This window comes from Arthrobacter sp. StoSoilB19 (assembly GCF_019977275.1).
Lineage (GTDB): Bacteria > Actinomycetota > Actinomycetes > Actinomycetales > Micrococcaceae > Arthrobacter.
This window is the reverse complement of the sequence record NZ_AP024650.1, coordinates 4064384-4086053: the sequence shown is the minus strand read 5'-3', so window position 1 is coordinate 4086053 and position 21670 is coordinate 4064384. Positions and strand designations below refer to the sequence as shown.

At 66.4% G+C, this 21670-nt stretch carries 17 protein-coding genes; 8 read left to right on the top strand and 9 right to left on the bottom strand.

The features are described 5' to 3' along the window. Window positions 1-127 precede the first annotated feature (127 nt). The 6 genes from LDO86_RS18875 to LDO86_RS18850 all read left to right on the top strand — a co-directional run bounded on the left by LDO86_RS18875 (window position 128) and on the right by LDO86_RS18850 (window position 5463). Window positions 128-1108, top strand: a complete 981-nt coding sequence (locus LDO86_RS18875; RefSeq protein ID WP_018769935.1) for a Gfo/Idh/MocA family oxidoreductase — start codon at window positions 128-130, stop codon at window positions 1106-1108. Then, entirely contained in the window at window positions 1101-2096 is a 996-nt protein-coding gene (locus tag LDO86_RS18870) for a LacI family DNA-binding transcriptional regulator (protein ID WP_018769936.1), read from the top strand. Before LDO86_RS18875 ends, LDO86_RS18870 begins: the two co-directional genes overlap by 8 nt. Further along, on the top strand, window positions 2093-2680 hold the full coding sequence (locus LDO86_RS18865; RefSeq protein WP_018769937.1) for a VOC family protein: 588 nt from the start codon (window positions 2093-2095) through the stop codon (window positions 2678-2680). The genes LDO86_RS18870 and LDO86_RS18865 overlap by 4 nt, the downstream gene beginning before the upstream one ends. Next, window positions 2677-3579 carry a sugar phosphate isomerase/epimerase family protein gene (locus LDO86_RS18860; protein ID WP_018769938.1) on the top strand — a complete coding sequence of 301 codons (903 nt, stop codon included), beginning with the start codon at window positions 2677-2679 and terminating at the stop codon, window positions 3577-3579. Before LDO86_RS18865 ends, LDO86_RS18860 begins: the two co-directional genes overlap by 4 nt. Beyond that, window positions 3576-4571 carry a Gfo/Idh/MocA family oxidoreductase gene (locus LDO86_RS18855; RefSeq protein WP_224084151.1) on the top strand — a complete coding sequence of 332 codons (996 nt, stop codon included), beginning with the start codon at window positions 3576-3578 and terminating at the stop codon, window positions 4569-4571. The genes LDO86_RS18860 and LDO86_RS18855 overlap by 4 nt, the downstream gene beginning before the upstream one ends. Before the next feature lie 169 nt (window positions 4572-4740). After that, a complete protein-coding gene (locus LDO86_RS18850) occupies window positions 4741-5463 on the top strand; it encodes an SDR family oxidoreductase (RefSeq protein WP_231377431.1) in 723 nt (240 codons plus the stop codon). A gap of 219 nt (window positions 5464-5682) precedes the next feature. Here LDO86_RS18850 and LDO86_RS18845 read toward each other — a convergent pair whose 3' ends face one another. The 7 genes from LDO86_RS18845 to LDO86_RS18815 all read right to left on the bottom strand — a co-directional run bounded on the left by LDO86_RS18845 (window position 5683) and on the right by LDO86_RS18815 (window position 15974). Further along, on the bottom strand, window positions 5683-8529 hold the full coding sequence (locus LDO86_RS18845; protein WP_018769942.1) for an ATP-binding cassette domain-containing protein: 2847 nt from the start codon (window positions 8527-8529) through the stop codon (window positions 5683-5685). Further along, on the bottom strand, window positions 8526-9086 hold the full coding sequence (locus LDO86_RS18840; protein WP_051081384.1) for a hypothetical protein: 561 nt from the start codon (window positions 9084-9086) through the stop codon (window positions 8526-8528). The genes LDO86_RS18845 and LDO86_RS18840 overlap by 4 nt, the downstream gene beginning before the upstream one ends. Window positions 9087-9266: 180 nt before the next feature. Beyond that, the gene (locus tag LDO86_RS18835; RefSeq protein WP_018769944.1) at window positions 9267-10829 is read right to left on the bottom strand and encodes an APC family permease; all 1563 of its coding nucleotides are present in this window, start codon (window positions 10827-10829) and stop codon (window positions 9267-9269) included. A 147-nt stretch (window positions 10830-10976) separates the two neighbouring features. After that, complete coding sequence (locus LDO86_RS18830) at window positions 10977-12617, bottom strand: GMC oxidoreductase (protein WP_018769945.1); 1641 nt, start codon at window positions 12615-12617, stop codon at window positions 10977-10979. Then, complete coding sequence (locus LDO86_RS18825) at window positions 12618-14156, bottom strand: aldehyde dehydrogenase family protein (protein ID WP_018769946.1); 1539 nt, start codon at window positions 14154-14156, stop codon at window positions 12618-12620. A 98-nt stretch (window positions 14157-14254) separates the two neighbouring features. Continuing rightward, window positions 14255-14881: a TetR/AcrR family transcriptional regulator gene (locus LDO86_RS18820; protein ID WP_018769947.1), complete on the bottom strand. Its 627-nt coding sequence runs from the start codon at window positions 14879-14881 to the stop codon at window positions 14255-14257. A gap of 115 nt (window positions 14882-14996) precedes the next feature. After that, entirely contained in the window at window positions 14997-15974 is a 978-nt protein-coding gene (locus LDO86_RS18815; protein ID WP_018769948.1) for an ABC transporter substrate-binding protein, read from the bottom strand. 322 nt (window positions 15975-16296) lie between these two features. Here LDO86_RS18815 and LDO86_RS18810 point away from each other — a divergent pair, with 322 nt between their 5' ends. Beyond that, the gene (locus LDO86_RS18810) at window positions 16297-18630 is read left to right on the top strand and encodes a hypothetical protein (protein WP_020608497.1); all 2334 of its coding nucleotides are present in this window, start codon (window positions 16297-16299) and stop codon (window positions 18628-18630) included. A gap of 105 nt (window positions 18631-18735) precedes the next feature. On the opposite strand, the gene LDO86_RS18805 is transcribed toward LDO86_RS18810, so the two are convergent. Further along, the gene (locus LDO86_RS18805) at window positions 18736-19434 is read right to left on the bottom strand and encodes a type 1 glutamine amidotransferase domain-containing protein (RefSeq protein WP_018769949.1); all 699 of its coding nucleotides are present in this window, start codon (window positions 19432-19434) and stop codon (window positions 18736-18738) included. A gap of 24 nt (window positions 19435-19458) precedes the next feature. Next, window positions 19459-20331: an aldo/keto reductase gene (locus tag LDO86_RS18800; RefSeq protein WP_018769950.1), complete on the bottom strand. Its 873-nt coding sequence runs from the start codon at window positions 20329-20331 to the stop codon at window positions 19459-19461. Window positions 20332-20471: 140 nt separating this feature from the next. Between LDO86_RS18800 and LDO86_RS18795 the strand changes: the two genes are divergently transcribed. Continuing rightward, a complete protein-coding gene (locus tag LDO86_RS18795) occupies window positions 20472-21461 on the top strand; it encodes an LLM class flavin-dependent oxidoreductase (protein WP_018769951.1) in 990 nt (329 codons plus the stop codon). The last annotated feature ends 209 nt before the right edge of the window (window positions 21462-21670 follow it).

The window sequence follows — 21670 nt, the reverse complement described above, 5'->3', positions numbered from 1 at the left end:
CTGGGCCACTGTTGAAGTGTCGTTGACAAACTTTCCCACCATCCATACTGTTATTGCAACCGATCTCAGCAACCGATCTCATGTTGAGTGGACAGCAAGACCCATACTTAGCAAAGGAGCTGTGAGTGTGAGCAAAACACGCACGATCATTCTTGGTGCTTCACACTGGCACGTTCCGTTGTATGCCCGGGCAATCGGCGAAGAACACCAGGTCGTCGGCATCAGTGACGAGGACGTGTCACTCGTTCAGGGACTGGCAAAGACTTGGGCCGCTCCCGTTGAGGCGGACTGGCGGAGCCTGCTCGATCTGCCCGAGGTGGGGCTCGCGTATGTTTTCGGCCCGCACGATGGAATGGCCGAAAAGTGTCTTGACCTGATCGAGCGTGGCATTCCGATTGTGGTGGAGAAGCCGCTGGGAACGTCCTTGACGGAACTTTCGCAGGTGCGCAAGGCGGCTGAGGCAGCCGGCGTCCCGGTCACCGTCCCGCTGGTCCAGCGGGGTGGTCCGACGGACCGTTGGCTGGCCAAGGCTGGCCGGCCTACGTACCAGAGGATCTCCTTTATTGCCGGTCCGCCTTCGCGTTACCTGGCTAACGGCAACCCTTGGATGCTGGACCCTTCCACCGCCGGGGGAGGGTGCCTGGCAAACCTGGGACCGCATTTCGTGGACCTGTTCCTGCAGGCCTGTGACGAGTCAGCGGCGAGTGTCGAGTCGCGGCTGTCGGCGGCGCTGCATGGCGGGGCTGTTGAGGACCATGCCAGTCTCATCATCACCACCCCGAGCGGGTGTGAAGCCATTGTGGAGGTGGGGTACGCCTTCCCGGGTTCGCCGTTGAAGCGGTACTGCAGCTACACGTCGGCGGGCGGGGCAGGATTCGCCTCCGTCAACTCGGATGGTTCTGCCACGTTCACCGCGTTGGACGGGACAACGGAGTCTGCCGTGATCGACGTGGACAGTGACCCTCTCTATGATCCGTTCGTGCGCCGTGTCGCCCAGACACTGGAAGATGGATTCAAGGGGCTGCCAACATTGGCCCAGCTCGAAGATGTGATGCGCCCGATCTGGCAGGCGTATGACGACCAGCGCGGAGGAAAAGAAGATGGCTGACCTAAGTATTGACGTTGTCGCGAAGGCGGCCGGTGTCCACCGCTCAACGGTTTCCCGGGCATTCTCCCGGCCGGAAGCGGTGAAGAGCGAAACCCGCGAGCACATCCTCCGGGTTGCCGAGGGCCTTGGCTACACAATGAGTCCACTCGCCCAGGCACTCCGCCGAAAGACCAGCACCTTCATCCCGCTGATCGTCCCTGACATCACCAACCCGTTCTTTGCAGAACTGGCCAAGACGATGACGCAGGCGGCGGATGAGCGCGGCTACCAGCTGCTGCTCTGCGTCACCAATGGGGACCCCGCTAAAACTGAGGGATACTTCGTCGCCATGCAGGCCATGTATGCCCCCTTTGGTATCGTCGCGCCCTCCACGAAGGTCGATACCGAGGCGTTGAAGCGCTTCGATTTCGGCCACAAGGTGGTGGTGATCGACCGGGTGGAAGGCGATGATACGGTTCCCACTGTCACCGTCGACAGCCGCCGCGGAATTAAGCTTGCGCTGGACCACCTGCACTCACTGGGGCACACTTCCATTGGCTATGTTTCCGGCATCGCCGGTACGCACACTGCCCAGGACCGGATGGACGCGTATCTGGAGCTGTCCGCCGAGAGCGGCAGTGCACCTGTTGTGCTGGACAGCGGGTCGGATCTGGATGCGGGTACGCGTGGGGCAGAGCATTTCCTCGAGATGGAGAATCCGCCGACGGCCATCATCGCCGCGAATGACATGGTGGCCTTTGCGGTCATCTCGGCCCTCGGTAGAAGCGGCGTGCGTGTACCGGAGGACGTGTCGGTCATCGGTTTCGACGGTCTGGCTTTGGGGGCCCGGTTCAACCCGGCCCTGACCACCATCCGGCAGCCTATCTCCGACATGGGACACCTCGCCATCGAACTGGCCGAGAAGCAGAACGCGGACGGTTCCGTGGACCACATCGTGCTCGAACCTGAGCTTCTTGTCCGTGCCTCCACCGCAGGACCGCGCAAATGACCGCGCAAAGGTACGATGCCACAGCGGGCTCACTGCGGCGTTTGCCGGGGCTCCAGCATGCGGACCACATCGGCCTGACCGTTCCCAACCTCGAGGAGGGCGTCCGGTTCTTCGTCGACGTGCTCGGGGCCGAGGAACTGTACCGCTCCGAACGTGGGCCTGACGAAGAATTCATGCCCACAAACTTCGACGTCCCGGCCGATGCGAAACTCACGCTCGCCATGCTTCGCCTGCCCCCGAATCTGAACATTGAGCTGTTCGAATGGAGCAGCGCCGAGCGGCGCGAGACCCCGCCACGGCATTGCGACGCGGGCGGACACCACCTGTGCTTTGTCGTGGACGACGTTGACGAAGCGATCGCCGTACTGCACGAAACCCCGGGAGTCCGCGTGCTCGGGGAGCGCAAAGAAGTCGCCGGCGACAGCCCGCGCGTGGCCGGCAACCGCTGGACCTACTTCATCACCCCTTGGGGCCTGCTGATGGAGATCGTCGACCGATCCCGGGTCGCGTCCCCACCCAGGCTCGTCGGTCCAGCGGACTGGACGGCAACACAACACACTTCCAGGAAGGACAATCAACAATGAGGTTTGCAGGTCACACACTAGGCACTCCGCACCATACGGTCCCCCAAGCGCTAAAGCTCTTCCGGGACGCAGGGCTTGATGCCGCGGAAGTCATCTACCAAAACGGCTACACCTCAGGGTTGCCGCTGGGGGACCGCCGCGCCGCCATGGAGGCACTGACGGCGGCAGACGGCGAGGGCCTTCCGATCCTTGGCCTCACGCCCTACACCACGGCCATCAACTCCCTTGACGAGAGTCAGTGGCGCGGGGGAGTTGACGAATTCCGCGGCGCAATTGAGACCGCCCACCTGCTTGGCGCCGACCGGGTGCGTGTATACGCGGGAGCGTGGCATCCCGGTGACACCGATCGTGACCGGCGATGGGCGAAACTGCGGGAGGCCCTGCAGACCCTGGCACCCGAGGCTGAACAGGCCGGCGTGCGGCTGTGTGTGGAGAACCACTTCGGCACCATGACCCAGACCGCGGCAGAAACCGCTGCGCTCGTCCGGGAGGTTGCCCACCCGGCCGTTCGTGTTCTTTACGACCAGGCCAACCTCACCTTCACCCATGACGAGACGTTCGAGGAAGCCTTTGCCGTCCAGGGCGACCTGATCGGTCACGTGCACGTGAAGGACCTCGTGTTCACCGATCCGAACGCAGCTTTCCGTGCCACGGAAACAGCGCGCGTCGACGCGTCCGAGCGCGCCGTCCGATCAAGGGTCATCGGTACCGGTGTTCTTCCCTGGCCCCAGATCCTCGCTGCGCTGCTGCGCCACGGCTACAATGACCTGCTGAGTATCGAGTATGAGTACCGCTGGCACCCGCAAGACCTCCCCACCCCTGAGGACGGATTCCGGGAATCCGTGACCGCACTGCGCGGAATGCTCACTGATCTGGCTGAAATGGAGAACGCCCGATGACCGGGCAGCGCCTCCGCGTCGGCGTCATCGGCGCAGGCAATATCGCCACCATCGCCCAACTACCCACACTCGTCCAGCGCGATGATGTGGAGCTGGCAGCCCTGGTATCCCGCCGCGAGGACCCGGGCAACCTGGTTCGGCGCTGGGGATTCGGCGCCGCCTACCGGTCAGTGGAGGACATGCTGGACGCGCAGGACCTGGATGCCGTCTGCGTCCTCACACCCCGATCCGAACACGCGCACGCGGTCCAGTTGTGCCTCAACAACGACGTCGATGTGTTCTGCGAAAAACCTCTTGCCCCGGCAACCGAGGAAGCAGAACGTTTGGCGGACCTGGCCGACGAGCGCGGCCGCATCCTCATGGTGGATTTCAACCGCCGCTACGCACCCGTCTATGCCGCCGGCCGTGAGCTGTTCGGCGCAAAAGGCGCTACCTTCTGCGTCGCGCAGAAGAACCGCCCCGGATCCGAATACCGTGCAACGTTCGAGAACGCCATTCACATGGTTGACCTGCTCCGCTGGTACTGCGGCGGCGAGCCCGTGGACGTTGCCGCACACGCAGCCGGTGACGACCCCTGGGAAGAAGACGGCGTCGCAGCCATGATCCGCTTCAGCACCGGCAACACTGGAGTGCTGATGGCTGCCCGGACAGCAGGTGCCTGGAATGAGAAACTCGACGCCTACGGCGATGGCAAGACCGTGGAAGTCAGGGCGCCGGAGACCGTCTCGACCACCGTCAAGGGAGTCACAACCTCACGGGAGCTCAGCTCTGAGGCGTATGGCTGGGCAACGGCGACCGACACACTCGGATTCTCCGCCGCCGTCCACCACTTCCTGGACCGGGTGGCCGACAGGGAACAGCCACTGACCTCCGGTCGCGAAGCCGTCCATACCCAGCGGCTGCTTGACCAGGTCCTCGCCGCCTCCGGACTGCCCATACAAGAACAAGAAGGCCGGCAATGGGCAAGCCACGCCGTTAGCGGCAACAGCTAGGCAGCACGGGCAGGTGCACCACCCTGGTCCGCGCCCGGAGTGACGGCTCACCCCAATGAAACCTCAAGTAAGGAGCTGGAAAGATGAAACGAGCAGCCCACCAGCCAGCCGCAGGGCAGCAACAGATAAGCGGAGAAATCAGATGAGCCTCAAAGACCAAGTCGTTCTGGTGACCGGATCAAGCGGCGGAATCGGTAATGCAGTCGTCGAGGCACTCACAGCCGAAGGGGCACTCGTCATAGGTGCCGACCGCGGCCCGAAGGATGGCCAGGAACTCGCCGGCTTCTTCCCGCTGGACATCACCTCCGAAGAACAATGCGCCACAGTCGTCCGTGATGTCACAACCACGCACGGGCGCATCGACGCTCTCGTCCACGCAGCTGGAGTCCTGGGTGCCACGCCGGACATCATGAACACAACGACCGAAGAATTCGACTCCATCATGCGGATCAACGGTTCCGGAACCTTCACCATGGTCCGCGAAACCGCACAATCAATGATTGGGACCGGCACTGCCGGCGCCATCGTGATCCTGTCCTCCGTTGCAGCCAAAGAAGCCCGCCTCAACTACTTGCCCTACAACGCAAGCAAACTCGCAGTACTGCACATCATGTGGTCCTTCGCCGAGCTGCTCGGCCCCAACGGCATCTCGGTCAACGCCATCGCGCCCGGCCCGGTAAACACTCCCATGTGGGCACAATTCGCCAAAGACTCTGGCCCTGATGCAGCCGCAAACCGCGCCAAGCGCGCCGCCCAGCTTCCAATGCGCCGGTTCGCCGAACCAGAGGAAGTCGCCCGCGCCATCCTTTTCCTTGCCGACCCGGACAACCGCTACATCACGGGCGTATCCCTCGATGTGGCAGGCGGAGCCCACCTGGGAATAGGAACCTGATCCGGGGCTTAGGGCTCAGCGCCTAAGGCTGGTGCCGGATGGCCTGTGCAGTCACTGGCATGGGACAGCTCTTCATGCCTCTCATGATCGAAGAGCTTGTAGTGATGAGATCAGGGTCACAGGAGCTGCAACAAAAGCGCGAGATTGAAGATAACCATGCGGAATAGATGCATGATTCATCCACAGCTCATGCCAACGCAACTATCTTTCGGCGGGTCCTCAGGCCCTGAGTTGTAGCGGGTCCACGACGTGGGTGGGCTGGGGCCGCGCGGCCTGCCCACCCGCGCCGGAGACCGGCTTTACCCGCCGCAGCGCGGCGAGGATGGCGCGGCCCACCACGGCGATCCCGATCACCGTGGTGACGGCACGCAGGGTGTCCCAGCCCGCCGTCGACGTCAACAGCGAGTAGAGCAGGAAGCTGCTGAGGTTGGTGGCCAACGGCGCGCCGGGCACGTAGGAGATGCCGGTGCCGGTGCCCACCGCGAAGGGCCAGAACCACAGGTTGGTCAGCAGGCCGAACACATAGGACGCCACCACGCCGTAGCCTGCCAGCATCCACAGCTCGGCCCTGCCCCGCACCCGGCGGGGGAGCAGCCCGGCCCCGGCGCCCACCCAGGCGCAGGCGAAGATCTGGAAGGGCGTCCACGGCCCAACGCCACCCCACAGCACACTGGAGACGGCGATGGTGGCGGCGCCGAGGAGCAGGCCAAACCGGGCGCCGAACGCCCGTCCGGCCAGGATCAGCAGGATGAAGACCGCCTCCACGCCGCCGACGCCGGTGCTCGCCACCCGGACAGCGGAACCGACCGCGGCCAGCACGCCCAGCAGTGCCACCGTGTGTGCCGAGCGGACCGACCCGTCCAGGGACACCACGACGGCGACGGCCGCCAGTGGTGCGATGGCCAGCGCAGCGTAGGGGAGGGCAGCCGTGGCATCCTGCGGCACGGCGGCGGCGAGCAGCGGCCAGCAGAAGGCCGCCAAGGCCAGCAGGTTTGCGGCCGCGAGGACTGCCAGTTCGAGCGCCCGCGGCATCCGGGGGCGCCGGGGCTTTGCAGCGTCCCGTGGGCCAGCCTGCTCGTTGAGGGTCGCTGGCTGTGGCCTCGTTGCTGCCGGCCGCGATGGGAGGACAAGCGGTTCGGGGCTGATGGCTGCTTTGGCTGCAGGCGCCACGCCGTCCCGCATCGGCAGGATCCGGGCGCCCAGGCCGCGGGCAAACTCAAGGTCGTGGGTGGCAATCAGGACTGCGGCGCCGTCATCCGCCGCCGCCCGCAAAGCCGCCGAGACAGCCGTCCGCGCCGCGGGATCCAGGCCGCGCGTGGGCTCATCGATCAGGAGGACCTGCGGGCTGTCCATGGTCTGCAGCGCGATGGCGAGGATCCTGCGCTCACCGGCAGAGAGGTCCCGGGGATGCTCGTGGCCAATGGGAATCTGCACGCCTCCCCGCAGCCGGGCCAGGCGTGCCGCCGCAAAGCCGGGGGCGCGCTGGCCGCCCTTCTTCCCACGGGCATCCTTCTTCCCACGGGCCAGGCGCCGCTCGGCCGCACGGAGCTCTCCGGACACGGTGTCGCTGGTGAAGAGGTCGTCCGACGCGTCCGGCACTAGGGCCACCCGGCCGCCGTCGAGCACTCCTTTGTCAGCAGCGCCCTCACCCAAGGCCAGCGCCACCAGGAGGGAGGACTTGCCGGCTCCGTTCGGCCCCACCAGTGCCACCACTTCACCGGGGTGGAGGGCCAGGGACGCGTCGCGCACCAGCGGCGTACCTTTGTGGTGCACGGCGAGGTGGGCCGCCGTCAGCACCGGCGCGGAGTCGGCCACCTCCCGCGCCGGACTGTCACCGGAAGGCACCGGCGCCGTGGGCGGCGCAGAACCCTGCACCAGCGCGCCACCATCAATGGTCCACCATGCATCGGCGACGGGGGCGAGTGCTGACGCCCGGTGCTCCGCCACGATGACGCAGACGCCGTCGCCGGCGAGTGCGTTGAGCACTGCGATGACGCGTGCGCGGGCTGCCGTATCAAGATCCGCCAGGGGCTCGTCCGCCAGGAGAAGCTTTGGATGGTCCACGACGGCGGCGGCGATGGCCACCAGCGTCGCCTCACCGGCCGAGAGGGTGCTGACATTCCGGTCCAGCAGTGCCGGGATTCCGATCCGCCCGGCCACCTCCAGCACCCGCGCCTGCGCAGCGGCGGCAGGCACGCCGCGCAGCTCAAGGGCCAGGGCGAGTTCATCCCGGACCCGGGTGGTGGCGAAGGCCGCCCGGGGATTTTGGAGCACGGTGCCGATGAGGCGGGCGGTGTCCCGCGGCGGTGTGGCGGCGCGGTCCAGTCCGCCGGCGAGAACGGTGCCGGAAACCGCTCCGCCGTCAACATGGGAGAGCAGGCCGGCGATGCCCCGCAGGATGGTGGACTTTCCGGAGCCCGTGGGCCCGGTGATCACAATGACGGAGCCGGGCATCGGCGCGAACCCGTCAACCGTTACGCAGGTGTCCCCAATCCGGAACTGTGCGTTCCGGACGATAAGCGGCGGGCCGCCGTCGTGATTTCCTGAGTGTGCTGCCCGGCTTCCGAAACCGCGCAGCTCCAAAGCTGCGGCAACCCGCCCGGCGTGCTCCAGGGTGCGCTCCAGTATGGGGACCAGGGCGCGGGGGCCGAAGCGTTCGCCCCGCAGCCGGAACGCCAGGCGCACGGAGGCGACGGCGTCGGACAGGGCGGGGAGGGCCGCCCATGCCACCACCAGCATCCGGGCCACGCCCTGCAGCGGGCCGCCGCGGGCCAGCCGCACGAAGCCGCGGGACACATCAACCCACGCGTTGAGCAGGCCGAAGCCGAGGATGGTTGCGGCAATGGGCAGGGCGGACAGCACCGCCTGCCAGAGGCCCGGCGCGGTGACCGGACCGAGGAAGACTACATGGGCATACGGGGCGGGAAGCCGCAGCGGCGGCAGGTCGAGCAGGACCGGGCTGCCGGTGCCCGCCCCGTTGAAGAGGACGCGGTAAATGACCCGCGCCGCGATGAACACAGCGGCGAGGACTGCCGCTGCGCGCAACGGCGCGGGCCGGAAGGTCATGCCGCGGGCGCGGCCGGCTCGCCGTCGACCGTGAAGAGCAGTTCCAGGCTCTCACCGGGGCTCACCTTCAAGGTGGCGAGGCCTTCCTGTGCGTAGGCCCATTCACCGGAGGCGGGCTTGACCCAGAGACCCCAGTAGGCGAAAGCGGCGGGCATGCCCTTGCACTCTTCGCGGTAGGTGCCGTCCTTGTGCTTGATGTCGAAGTCGGCGGCGGGCACGCCGTTCACGCGGCACACGATTTCGTTGGGGTACTGGGTGGTGCCCTCGGTCTTGACCTTTGCCTCGTCGAGCACCTTGGACGCCACGGTGGGTCCGTCCACGGACACGCAGGTGGAGGTGTCCGCAGCGGCCTGCTTCAGGGCGCCGGAATCGACGATGACCTTAACCCCGGCGCAGGGGCCGGCTGTGGTGGACGCGGCGCTGGCAGAAGCTGGGGAAGCGGGCGCAGAGGCGCTTGGCTGGGTGGCGGCCGGGGTGGAACAGCCGGCGAGGGTCAACAGGAGACCGGCGGCGGCGAGGGAGCCCGCGGCGGCGGTACGAATCTTAGTCAAAGTCACCTGTCAAGGGTAGGGCGTTGCCGCTCCGGATCAGGAGGCCGCTTCCTTGTGTGACGACGGGCCTCAACATGGCGGTGGCCGGAGGCGCAGAAAAGGCCGACGACGGCACTCACGTGAGTGCCGCCGTCGGCCCCTTCCTTTGTATGCGCTGCTGCAGCGGACCCTGCTGCAGCAGCAGCCCTATGGCACCTGCACGTCCACCAGGTGGTGCTCCCCGGAAGCGGCGCGTGTGGCGCTCGACGACGGGTGGGCAGCCACGGCTGCGGCGTGCTCGGCCAGTACCCCTGTCTGGTGGCGGATCTTCAGGCGGTAGAGGAGGGTCCCGCCAATGATGACGGCGGCCACGAACATCACGCCGCCCCACTGCAGGTACCACTCGAACGGCGGCACCGAGTTGTAGATTTCCGGGCGGGGCCACACCAGGTTCACCGTCATGGCAGCGCCCCACAGGACGGCCAGGATGTTCACGGGAACGCCCCACTTGCCCATGCAGAACCCCGGCTCGGAAACGTCATCGGCCAGCGGCCATTTCCTCAGGAACCGCTTGCGCAGCAGCGGAACCGTGACCAGGAGGTAGGACAAGTAGATCAGCACGATGCTGATGCTGGACAGGATGGTGAAGATGGCCGGTTGCATCACGTTGACCAGCAGCGGGATGACGGCCATGATTCCGATGACGATGGCGGCGACAGTGGGGGTCCGGCGGACCGGATCCACCTTGCTGAGCTGCCGGCTGAAGGGCAGGTTGTTGTCGCGGGCCATGGCGAACATCATGCGGATGGCGGCGGCGTGGACGGCCAGGGTGCAGACCACCACGGCCACCACGATGCAGGCCAGGAAGGCCTTGCCGAACGGGCCGCCCAGGACGGAGAGCACGATGTGCTGCAGCCCGCCGTCGGCCGCTCCCACCTGGGGGTCGCCGAGGTCCGGCGCGGCCAGGATGCCGAAGAGCAGGATTCCCCCGCCCAGCAGGAACGATGCCGTAACGGCGCGCAGGATGGCCTTGGGAGCGGTCTTCTTGGGATCCTTGGTTTCCTCGCCCAGCGAACTGGCAGTGTCGAAGCCGTACATGACGTAGCCGGAGGCCATGGCGCCGATCAGGAAGACGCCGAAGAAGCCCAGGTCGTGGCCTTCGCCGAAGCCGTTGGTCTGGAAGAAGACCTCCGGGCCGCGCACCACATGCCAGCCCAGCGCGAGGATCAGCAGCACGGCCGCGATCAGCTCCACGAAGACACCGATGCTGTTGATCCTGGTCATCAGCTTCACGCCGAACGCGTTGATGAGGGTGGAGATGGTGATCATGATGGTGGCCAGCACCACGCCGTTCATGGCGAAGTCGTAGGGGCCTGTGCCGTCACCCACGAACTGGAAGCCGGACCAGAGCTGGGGCAGGGTGATCTGCAGGGCCAGTGCCACGGAGCCCAGCGCCATGATGGAGGACAACAGCAGCAGCCAGCCGGCCAGCCAGGACGAGGTCCCGGACGCCAGGCGCTTGGCCCAGTTGTAGACCGAACCCGCCACGGGGTAGCGGCCGGCCAGTTCGGCAAAACACAGGGCCACCATCAGCTGGCCGACGAACACGATGGGCCAGGACCAGGCGTACGCCGGGCCGGCCATGGAAAAGCCAAAGTAGAACAGTTGGAAAACACCGGTGAGGATGGAGATATAGCTGACACCTGCGGCGAAGCTGGCAAACTTGCCGATGCTCCGGTCAAGGGTCTGGGTGTAGCCGAATTCATCCATGCCGCTTGAATCAATACTCTTGCTGGGTTCCAATATGGACTCCTAGATCAGAAAAGCACGATGGGACCGGCCGCCCTGGGGTGCGGCGGAATAACGAGGGTGGGGGCCGCCGCTGTTGGGGAAGTGCGGCCCCCTAAGACCTGCCGCTCAGGCGAGGGACGTGGTGAGCTCCTTTTCTTCCATGGCGTCTTCGACCGTGCGGTCCGCGCGGATCAGATCGGCACAGCGCTCGCCGATCATCATGACGGTGATGTTGGGGTTGACGGTGACGTGTTCGGGCATGACGGACGCATCGGCGACGCGGAGGCCGGTGACGCCCTTGACCCGCAGCCCGGGATCCAGCGGCGACATGTCGTCGTCGGCCGGGCCCATGCGGACGGTGCCCACCGGGTGGTAAACGGTGTTGTGGGTCTTGCGGATGTAGTCCTGCAGCTCTTCATCCGTCTGCGCCTCGATGCCGGGCGACAGTTCCCGGCCGGTCCATTCCGCCATGGCGGGCTGGCCGGCGATTTCACGGGCCTTGCGGATGCCGGCCACCATGACGCGCATGTCGTGGCCGTCGGGGTCCGTGAAGTAGCGGGGGTCCACCATCGGCTTGTCGCGGAAGTCGCGGCTGCGCAGCCGGACGGTGCCGCGGGAGCGGGCGTGCGTAACGTTGGGGGTGAGGCTGAAGCCGTTCTCCGTGGTGGGGTAGCCGTGCCGCAGCGTGTTCATGTCGAACGGGACGGAACCGTAGTGCATCATCAGGTCGGGGCGGTCCAGGCCGTCCTCGGTGGGGGTGAAGATTCCGATCTCCCACCACTGCGTTGAGGTCTGCACCATGGGCTGTTTTGCCTCGAACTGGACCACGCCCTCGGGGTGGTCCTGCAGGTGCTCGCCCACGCCGGGGGAGTCCACCAGGACGTCGATGCCGTGCTGTTCAAGGTGTGCTGCCGGTCCGATGCCGGAGAGCATGAGCAGTTTGGGGGAGTCGATGGCGCCGGTGGACAGGACCACCTCGCGGTGTGCGGAGAGCCGGTGGGTGCGGCCGAAGGCCGAGTCCACCACGTCCACGCCGGTGCAGCGCTTGGCCGCATCGAACACCAGCTGGCGGGCGCGGAGGCCGGTCAGCAGGGTGAAGTTGGGCCGGTCGATGATGGGGTGGATGTAGGAGACGGAACTGGAGGCGCGCGTGCCGTCCGCCCGGCGGTTGATCTGGAAGAAGTTGGCGCCGTTAACCACGGTGGTGCCGGTGTTGAACTTCGCACGGGGAATTCCCGCCTGCTCGCAGGCGTCCAGAAGAGCGACGCCGGCAGGATCCGCCGGGGGCACGTTCATCAGGTGCACGGGGCCGGAGTCCCCGTGGTGGGGTGCGTCCGGGCCGGCGTCCTCGTTGGTTTCCAGCCGCTTGTACAGCGGCCAGGCCGCGTCGGCATTCCAGCCGGCGGCGCCGTACTTGGACTCCCATTCGTCCAGGTCCTCCCGTGGCGCCCAGAAGGCGATGCACGAGTTGTGGCTGGAACAGCCGCCCATCACCTTGGCACGGGCGTGGCGCATGAAGGAGTTGCCGTTTTCCTGCGGTTCCACCGGGTAGTCCCAGTCGTAGCCGGATTCCAGCAGCTCCATCCAGCGGTCCAGCTGCAGGATCTCGGGGATGTTGCGGTCGTCCGGACCGGCCTCCACCAGGGCCACGGTCACGTCCGGGTCCTCGCTCAGGCGGGCGGCAACCGCGGCGCCGGCGGATCCGCCGCCGATGACGATGTAATCGAACGAGCGCTCGCTGAGGTCCTCGATGTTGTCGAAGTGCATCTAGTTCTCCTTGCCGTGGTCAGCGAACCAGCCGGTGACCTGCGGGCTTGTGTTCTGGTAGATGTGCTTGGCTTCCTGGTACTCCGCCAGGCCCGTGGGGCCCAGCTCGCGGCCGACGCCGGACTGGCCGAAGCCGCCCCACTCGGCCTGGGGGAGGTAGGGGTGGTAGTCGTTGATCCAGATGGTGCCGTGCCGCAGCCGTGACGCCACGCGCTGCGCCTTGCCGGCGTCCTGGGTCCAGACGGCGCCGGCCAGGCCGTAGATGGTGTCGTTGGCGGTGGCCACGGCTTCGTCCTCGGTGCGGAAGGTTTCCACTGTCACCACGGGGCCGAACGCCTCGTCGGTGACCACGGACATGCCGCGCTGCACCTGGTCCAGGATGGTCGGCTGGTAGTAGAACCCGCCGTCGTACTTCTCCCCGGAAGGTGCCGCGCCGCCGGTGCGGAGCCGCGCGCCCTCCTGGATTCCGCGCTGGACGTACGCGTGCACCTTGTCCCGGTGGGCTGCGGAGATCAGCGGGCCGGTCTCGGCGGCGTCGTCAAAGGGGCCGCCGAGCCGGATGCCCCGGGCGCGGCGGACCAGCTCGTCCACGAAGCGTTCGGCGATGGATTCCTCCACCAGCAGCCGGGCGCCTGCCGAGCACACCTGCCCCGAGTGGACGAAGGCACCGTTGAGGGCGTTGTCCACGGCGGCGTCGAAGTCCGCGTCGGCAAAGATCACGTTGGGGTTCTTACCGCCCAGCTCCAGCGCCACCTTCTTGACGGTGGCGGCGGCAGCTGCGGCGATCCGCTTGCCGGTTTCCAGGCCGCCGGTGAAGGAAACGAGGTCGACGGCGGGGTGTTCCGAGAGCGGCGCGCCCGCCTCGGCGCCGGGTCCGGTGACGAGGTTGGCCACGCCGGCCGGCAGGCCAAGGTCCTTCAACAGCTGCATGGCCATGATGCTGGTGGAAGGGGTCAGCTCGGACGGCTTAAGGACAAAGGTGCAGCCGGCGGCCAGCGCGGGGGCGATCTTCCACGCCGCCTGGAGCAGGGGGTAGTTCCATGGTGTGATCAGGCCGCAGACGCCAACGGGTTCGTAGACGATCCTGCTCACGACGCCGGGGTCCCCGGCGTCCACCACCCGGCCGGCCTGCTGCCCGGCCAGCCTGCCGAAGTATTCAAAGCAGGCGGCGATGTCGTCCATGTCGATGCGGCTCTCGACCATGCGCTTTCCGGTGTCAAGGGACTCGGCCCGGGCGAACTCTTCCCGCCGTTCCCGCAGGCCGGCAGCGACCTTGAGGAGGAAGGCCCCGCGCTCGGGTGCCGGGACGGAGGACCAGGCGCCGGAGTCGAAGGCTGCGCGGGCCGCGGCAATGGCGCGTTCGGCGTCTTCCCGGCCGGCCTCGGAGACCGTGGCCACCAGCTCGCCGTCTGCCGGGTTGCGCATCTGGCGCACGGCGCCGGATGCCGCCGGCTCCCACGCGCCGTTGATGAACAGGGAGGACGCTGCGTCCGTTGTGGTGCTCTCGACGGCGTCCAGGGTTGGTGTGGCGTAAGTCATAGGAAGGACAGTAATGCACGTTGAACGAGTGTTCAATACTTTTTTTGAACACTCGTTCAATGTTACTTTCGGGCCGTCTGCGCCCGGGAGCAGGCGGGTTAGCGCGGGCTGGGCTCCTGCCCGCCGGCCCCTTCATCCTGGACCGGCGCGAAGGCAATCTGTTCCGTGCGCTGGATACTTCGCTGGATGGCAGCCTTGTCCACCCCGAGCAGTGCGGTCAGCCACATGCCGTTCTGGATGACCACGATGTCCGATGCCCGCTCCCGGCATGCCTCCCAGGAGAGCCCTGGCCTGGCGCTGGATACCAGTGCTGCGAGCCCGTCGATGTAGCGGTCGAAGGCGGCGGCGTTGATCTGGGCGTAGTCCTCGTCGGCCTGGGCGAGGGCCCAAAGGTGGAGGCGCAGGGACAGGTAGCGCGTGGTCAGCAGGTCGGCGCCGGCAACCCGCCGCAGGGCCTTGCGCAGCTGTTCATCCGGTGGCATGGACGGATCGGGGGCGACGAGCAGAAGGTCATGCTCATCCACCCGGCGCAGGGCTGCCCGGATCAGGGTGGTTTTGTCGTCGTAGTAATAGTTGACCAGGCCCAGCGCCACGCCGGCTTCCCGCGCCACGGACCGCATGCTCACTCCGGAAATGCCGTGCCGGGACAGCAGGTCCATGGCCGCCTCGAGTATGCGCGTCTGCCTGTCCACTTGTTCGCCGGAGTTAACGGCACTGGTCCCCATCTGGCCAGACTATTGCCTAACCGGCCGGGAGCGCACTTTCGCGGATCCGCACTCAAACAGAAGAATCCCCGCCCTGCTGCAGGCAGGGCGGGGATTCCTTCGTCGGCAGGCTGCCTTATTTCTTGGGCAGGCCCGCCGGGTTCAGCTCGGACTTCTGGATGGCCTCGGAGGAGAGGCCCCAGCGGTCCAGGATTTTCGCGTAGGTGCCGTCCTCGATCAGGTGGTTCAGCGCAGCCTGGGCGGCCACCGCCAGGCCGTTGCCCTTCTTGGTGGTGAAGGCGATCTGTGCCGTCAGCGGCCAGCCGCCGTTCAATGTGCCCACCTGCTTCGTCTTTCCGTCCTGCGCTGCCTTGTAGGCGGCAGCCGCGTTGGGGCCGAACGTCAGGTCCGCACGTCCTGACTGAAGGGCCAGACTCGAGGCGGAGTCGTCGTCGTAATACTGGAACTGGACCGGCGCCAAACCGTTCTTCTTGTTCTCCTCGTCCCAGCGCACCAGGATGGCTTCCTGGTTGGTGCCGGAGCCCACGATGATCCTCTTGCCGGCCACGTCCTTGGCTTCCTTGATTTCACCGATGCCGGAATCGCTCTTGGCGTAGAAGCCCAGCAGGTCATTGCGGTAGGTGGCGAAATCGAACTTCTCCTTCCGCGCCTCGGTGACGGTCACGTTGGAAAGCACGGCCTCGTACTTGGCAGACTCCACGCCCAGCGGCCAGTCTGCCCACGCCACAGGCAGGACCTCCACGTCCAGGCCCAGCGCCTCGCCCACCGCGTAGGCGATGTCCACCTCGCTGCCAATCAGGGTCTTGTTGTCCGTGGCGAACAGGCTGAGCGGCGCCGCCCCGCCGGTGGTCACTACGGTCAGCTTGCCGTCCGCTTTGATGGCCTCCGGCACCAGGGCCGCCGCGGACGGGTCTTTGGTCGCTGTGATGCGGTTCTGATCCGGGGACAGGTTGAAGGTCTTGCCACTGGCGTTGGTGGCGGACGACGACGGTGCCGTCGCCGCCGAGGCGCCGGGATCGGAGCAGGCAGCCAGTCCCAGCAGGGCTGAGACGGCCAGGGCAACGACGGCGGCCGGCTTGGGCTTGATGGCCATGATTCCTCCTTGGAAAGGGGGTGGAGATGCAACGGAATGTGCGCGTTGCAGCAACTATCCGGCAGCCGCCGACAGCGAATCAAAGCCGCCGAAACGCTGGGATACAGGAAGTAACGGCGGTTAACCGGAGGACCGCGGCGGTCACATTTCAGCCCAGCCCGGGCCACTACCCCCATGGCGCGTCACAGATCCATCAGAAAACGAGTACCCGGCCGGAAAAGACAGGTGGTGACTACGCGTGTTCTCCGCCTATGGCGGACTCTACGGTTGGGCCATGAGGCGGCCAGAGTTGGCCGCCGCAATGGTCTCAACAGGAGCTCGCATGCGCACTTCCCCGTCCAAGTCCCCCCTTTCCCGGCGCCTGGCCGCCGCCGTTGTCCTGCCCGGGCTGCTCACCACCAGCATGGTTCTGGTCCAGCCTGCCGTTGCCGCTACAACCTCCAGCACCGGCATGTGCAACGGCGTGGTCAACCAGCTGGCGCACCGTGGCGCCGTCCAGGAGAACCTTCTTAAAGCAGCCGCCAAGAAGAACGCCGACGCGATCGCTGCCTTGCAGGCCGACAAGGCCAAACTGCAGGCCCAGGCGGATGCCTTGGCAGCGCAGAAAGCCGACGCGGAGAAGGCGCTGGCTGACCTCGCTGCCCAGGAGACGCAGCTGGACAGCCAGGCAACGGCAGCGCAGGCAGAACTGGACAAGGTGACCGCTGAGCAGGAAGGCCTCACCACGCAGGTAGCGGCGGCGAAAACGGCCATCACCGACCTTCAGGGCAAGAAGGCAGACGTGGAGAGCCAGCTGGCACCGCTGCAGGAGGAACTGGCAACTGCAAAGGCCGCCTCCGCGGACCTTCAGGCCCAGGCCGACCAGGTGGCAGCAGCCCTGGTGGCCAACAGCCAGGCCATCGCAGCCGCCCAGACGGAGCTCTCCGCGCTGCAGCAGGCCGCGGACCAGGCAGCCTCTGACCTGGCCACCAAGGAAATCCAGATCCAGCAGGCCCAAGATCAGTTGACAGCCCTGGCCGCGCAGGCGCTGCAGGCCGCCGCTGCCGTGGACGATGCGCAGCAGGCCGTCGCCAACGCCGAAACCCAGCTGAACGCGCTGGTGGCAGCCGGAAACACTGCGGCAGCAGAGCTGCAGGCCCAACAGGACAAGGTGGATACTGCGAAGGCGACACTGGCCGGGCTGCAGGAAACCGCTGCAGCCGCCAACGCTGCCGTCACCGGTAAAAAGGACCAGATCGCGACGGCACAGGCCGAGCTCACTACCCTGCAGTCCACAGCCACCACTGCCAAGGCGGCCCTCGATGCCAAGAACGCCGAGATCGCCAAAGCCCAGACGGACCTGCAGACCCTCCAGACCAATGCGGCGGCCGCAGCAAAGGCTGTCAGCGACAACACCGCCAAGATTGCCGCGGTTAATGCCGGCATCACCAGCCTCCAGGGCCAGATTGCCACGGTGAACAGCCAGATCGCCTCGAAGCAGACCGAGCTGGCCCAAGCCCAGAACGACCTGACTGCACTGCAGACACAGCAGGCCGATCTCACGAGGCAGATCGCTGACCTGGACAGTCAAATTGCCGCCATCAATGGAAATTCCATCAAGAAACGAACTCTCCAGGCCCAACGCGATGGCCTCCAGGTCCAGTTGAATGGCGTGAACAGCCAGATCGCCGATAAGAGCGCCACCATCTCCGGCCTTCAGGGCGACCTGGCTACCCTCCAAAAGCAGGTGGACAGCCTGAACTCCCAGCTGCTGGCCAAGCAGCAGGAAAGCAGCACCCTGCAGCAGAACGCTGCGCCGCTGCAGGCAGCACTGGATGCAGCGAATGCAGCGGTGACGGCAAAACAGAACGACATTGCCACCCTTAAGGCCCAGGTGCCGGCACTCCAGGATGCCGTGAACCAAGCCAACGCGGCTGTCACCACCAAACAGGGGGAGCTCACCACCCTGCAGGGCCAGCTTCCGGCCCTGGAGCAGGCAGCGAAGGATGCTGCTGACGCGGTGACGGCCCAGCAGCAGGTGGTGGCGGGCCTCGAAGCGGCCCTGCCCACCCTCACCGAAAACGTGGCGCAGGCCCAACAGGCCATCACAGACCAGCGGGCAATCCTCGACGGGTTGAATGGCACCTTGACCCAGGCAAAGGATGTTCTGGCGGCGGCCAACGGCGCGGTGGACGGCAAGAACGCTGAGATTTCAGCGCTTCAGGCTCAGCTTCCGGCACTGCAGGCCACCCTGGACGCCGCAAACACCGCGGTTGGCACCAAAACGGCGGAGATCGCATCGCTCAACAAGATCGGGGACGACCTGGTGGCCCGGATTTCGTCGCTCAATGCCCAGATCGCCGAAGCCGAAGCCAACGTTCTTGACCTGCAGGGCCGGGTCAAGCCTTTACTGGACCAGCTCAGCAGTCTCAACGGGGAGATCAGCGCGGCGGAAGCAAACCTCGCAGCCCTCCAAAGCCAGCTGAGCACGGTGGACGCCCAGGTTACCGCTGCCCAGGACACTCTTCGGGCCCTCCAAGCCAAGAAGGGGAACTACGCGGATCCGATCAAGGTGCAGAAACTCCTGGTAGCCAGCCTGCAAACCCAACTGGCGGACATCCAGAAGCAGATCATGGCCATCGATCCCACGATCGGGAACGGGGGCTGCGCCGTCTGACCAGGGGGTCGTCTGAAGGCCGGCGCCCAATGACGCGCGCCGCAAGGAGGGGACCAGCTCATTGCGAACTGGTCCCCTCTTTTATGGCCGTTTGTGCTTGCTGAACTAGCTCAGTGCAGCCAGGACTTCCTTGGCCACGTCCTCGCTGGACTGCGGGTTCTGCCCGGTGATGAGGCTGCCGTCGCGGACCACGTTGGAGGACCAGGCGGCACCGTTTTCGATCACCGCGCCCTTCTCCTTCAGCGCATCCTCCACCAGCCACGGGGTGTTCTCCCCGGTCCCGCCGCCCAGCTCCTCCTCGTTGGTGAAGACCGTCAAACGCCGGCCCTTGAAAGCGAACCCGCCGTCGTCGTCCGTTGCACTCAGCAGCCCCGCCGGACCGTGGCAGAACGGCGCAATGATCTTGCCGTCCCTGTTGGCTGACACCAGCAGGCGTCCCAGGTCGGCGTCCTGGTACAGGTCCGCCATGGGGCCGTGGCCGCCGGGCATCACCACGGCGTCATACGCTGCGGCGTCGACGTCGGCCAGCACCAGCGGGTGCGCCAGCTCGCCGTCGATCTTTTCCAGGTAGTCCCGGAAGCCCTGTGCCCGGTCCTCGCCACCGGCCGATTCGGCAGCCAGGCTGACTTGGTCCACGGTGGGCTTCCGGCCGCCGGGGGTTGCGACGTGGACGGTGTTGCCGGCCTGCGTCAGGGTCTGGTGGGCCACCACCAGTTCCTCTGCCCAGTAGCCGGTGGGGTGCTCGCTGCCGTCCTTCATGGTGAGGGAATCCGCGGCCGAGACGACCATCAAAATGTTTGCCATGGTGTTTCTCCTGTCTCTGATGCTCTACTTGCCGGCCGCTTCAAGCTCCGCGTACGTATCGTCATCGAGCGTGATGCCTGCGGCGGCCATGTTCTCTTCGAGGTGCTGCACGGAGCCGGTGCCGGGGATGGGCATCATCACGGGGGAGCGGCGCAGCAGCCAGGCCAGGGCCACCTGGGAGGTGGTGGCGCCAAGGCGCTTGGCGGCCTCATCCAGCGGTCCGCCGGGCCGGGCGAGCTCGCCGGCGGAGATCGGCGCCCACGGGATGAATCCGATTCCGTTCTCCTCGGAGTAGCGCAGCACGTCCTCGGAGCTGCGGTCCGTCAGGTTGTAGCGGTTCTGGACGGTGGACACCGTGAAGTGCTTTCCGGCGGCTTCGAGTTCGGCCACGCCCACCTGGGACAGGCCCAGGGCGCGGACCTTGCCTTCGTCCTGGAGCTCCCGCAGCACGCCGAACTGCTCCTCGGCGTCCACCTTGGGATCGATGCGGTGCAGCTGCAGCAGGTCCAGTGTGTCCACCTTCAGCTTGCGCAGGCTCAGTTCCGTCTGCTGGCGCAGGTATTCCGGCCGGCCAACGGGAACCCATTTGTTGGGCCCCGTGCGTGTGAAGCCCACCTTCGTGGCGATCTTCAGCCCCTCCTTGTAGGGGTGGAGGGCCTCGGCAATGATTTCCTCGCTGATGTTGGGGCCGTACGAGTCGGCGGTGTCAATGAAATCCACGCCGAGTTCGACGGCGCGGCGCACCACGGCCACGGCGGCCTGCCGGTCTGCGGGCTCACCCCAGACGCCGTCACCCACAATGCGCATGGCACCAAAACCCAGCCGGTGCACGGTTCCCAGGTCCTTGAGGTCGATCGTTGCGGACAGTTCCAGCTGCTTCGTTGAATCATGGCTCATAGGGGCGGCAACCTCATCAGTATGCTGAGTATTCCCCAGCTCACAGAAATAAGGCGGGGCCCGCCGTCGTTATGCATCACGTGCCCGCCGCCATCCGGCCGGCACCCCCTACGAAACATTTTGAAAGGCCGGCACCTGACGTGACTCTTCCCCTCTCCATCCTTGACCTGGCAACCATCGGCAAAGGCCAGACGGCGGCGGAGAGTTTCGCAGGCAGCGTGGCCATGGCGCAGGACGCCGAGAAGCTTGGCTACCGGCGCGTCTGGTACGCCGAGCACCACAACATGTCCTCCATCGCCTCCTCCGCCACCAGCGTGCTGATCGCCCACGTGGCGGCGCACACCGAAAGCATCCGGCTGGGCGCCGGCGGCGTCATGCTGCCCAACCATTCCCCGCTGACCATCGCAGAGCAGTTCGGCACCCTGGAAACGCTGCACCCCGGACGGATCGACCTGGGCCTGGGCCGGGCCCCGGGCAGTGACCAGAACACCATGCGGGCGCTGCGCCGGGACCCGATGTCCGCGGACAGCTTCCCGCAGGACGTCCTTGAACTGCAGGGCTACCTGACCGGCCCCACCCGCATCGAGGGCGTCGAGGCCACCCCGGGCAAGGGGACCAACGTGCCGCTGTACATCCTGGGGTCGTCCCTGTTCGGCGCCCGCCTGGCCGCGCAGCTGGGCCTGCCCTACGCCTTCGCCTCGCACTTCGCCCCCGCCGCTTTGCAGGACGCGGTGGCCATCTACCGCAGCGAGTTCAAGCCGTCCGCCCAGCTGGACGCGCCGCACGTGATCGCCGGCGTCAACGTCATCGCCGCCGACTCCGCGTCCGAGGCGCAGGCCATGTTCCAGGCCACCAAGCGCGCCCGCGTCTCCCTGTTCTTCGGCGGCGGCCGCGAATTCACCGACGACGAGGCGGACATGATCCTGGACTCGCCGCAGGGACGCCACATGGCACAAATGATGACGTACTCCGCAGTGGGGACGCCCGACGTCGTCATTGACTACCTGGACAGCTTTGGAAAGCACGCCGATGCAGACGAACTCATCGTGGCGCACCAGAGCCCGGGGACGGAGGCGCGCCTGCGGTCCGTGGAACTCCTGGCCGAGGCGGCCGGGCTGGTCCGGGTGTAGCCGCTGTGGTTTGCCGGCGGTGCGCAACATGCAACGCCACTCGGCCGGTCGGACTTTTACACATACGCAATGAAGGGGACTTCCGGGGGTAACTGCCCGGGCTGAGGATGGGATGTGCCCCGGGTCATCCACCCGGAACCCCGGGGCGCCAACCGGTAGCCCGCGGACCGTCCGTGCGGCTGTGTTCCCGGCCTGGCCCTGCCTCAAAG

Excerpts from the sequence above, each read along its gene's own strand:
- LDO86_RS18845 (WP_018769942.1), bottom strand. The coding sequence starts at position 8,529 with ATGACCTTCCGGCCCGCGCCGTTGCGCGCAGCGGCAGTCCTCGCCGCT.
- LDO86_RS18820 (WP_018769947.1), bottom strand. The coding sequence starts at position 14,881 with ATGGGGACCAGTGCCGTTAACTCCGGCGAACAAGTGGACAGGCAGACG.
- LDO86_RS18830 (WP_018769945.1), bottom strand. The coding sequence starts at position 12,617 with ATGCACTTCGACAACATCGAGGACCTCAGCGAGCGCTCGTTCGATTAC.
- LDO86_RS18855 (WP_224084151.1), top strand. The coding sequence starts at position 3,576 with ATGACCGGGCAGCGCCTCCGCGTCGGCGTCATCGGCGCAGGCAATATC.
- LDO86_RS18865 (WP_018769937.1), top strand. The coding sequence starts at position 2,093 with ATGACCGCGCAAAGGTACGATGCCACAGCGGGCTCACTGCGGCGTTTG.
- LDO86_RS18800 (WP_018769950.1), bottom strand. The coding sequence starts at position 20,331 with ATGAGCCATGATTCAACGAAGCAGCTGGAACTGTCCGCAACGATCGAC.
- LDO86_RS18870 (WP_018769936.1), top strand. The coding sequence starts at position 1,101 with ATGGCTGACCTAAGTATTGACGTTGTCGCGAAGGCGGCCGGTGTCCAC.
- LDO86_RS18815 (WP_018769948.1), bottom strand. The coding sequence starts at position 15,974 with ATGGCCATCAAGCCCAAGCCGGCCGCCGTCGTTGCCCTGGCCGTCTCA.
- LDO86_RS18835 (WP_018769944.1), bottom strand. The coding sequence starts at position 10,829 with ATGGATGAATTCGGCTACACCCAGACCCTTGACCGGAGCATCGGCAAG.
- LDO86_RS18810 (WP_020608497.1), top strand. The coding sequence starts at position 16,297 with ATGCGCACTTCCCCGTCCAAGTCCCCCCTTTCCCGGCGCCTGGCCGCC.
- LDO86_RS18860 (WP_018769938.1), top strand. The coding sequence starts at position 2,677 with ATGAGGTTTGCAGGTCACACACTAGGCACTCCGCACCATACGGTCCCC.
- LDO86_RS18805 (WP_018769949.1), bottom strand. The coding sequence starts at position 19,434 with ATGGCAAACATTTTGATGGTCGTCTCGGCCGCGGATTCCCTCACCATG.
- LDO86_RS18825 (WP_018769946.1), bottom strand. The coding sequence starts at position 14,156 with ATGACTTACGCCACACCAACCCTGGACGCCGTCGAGAGCACCACAACG.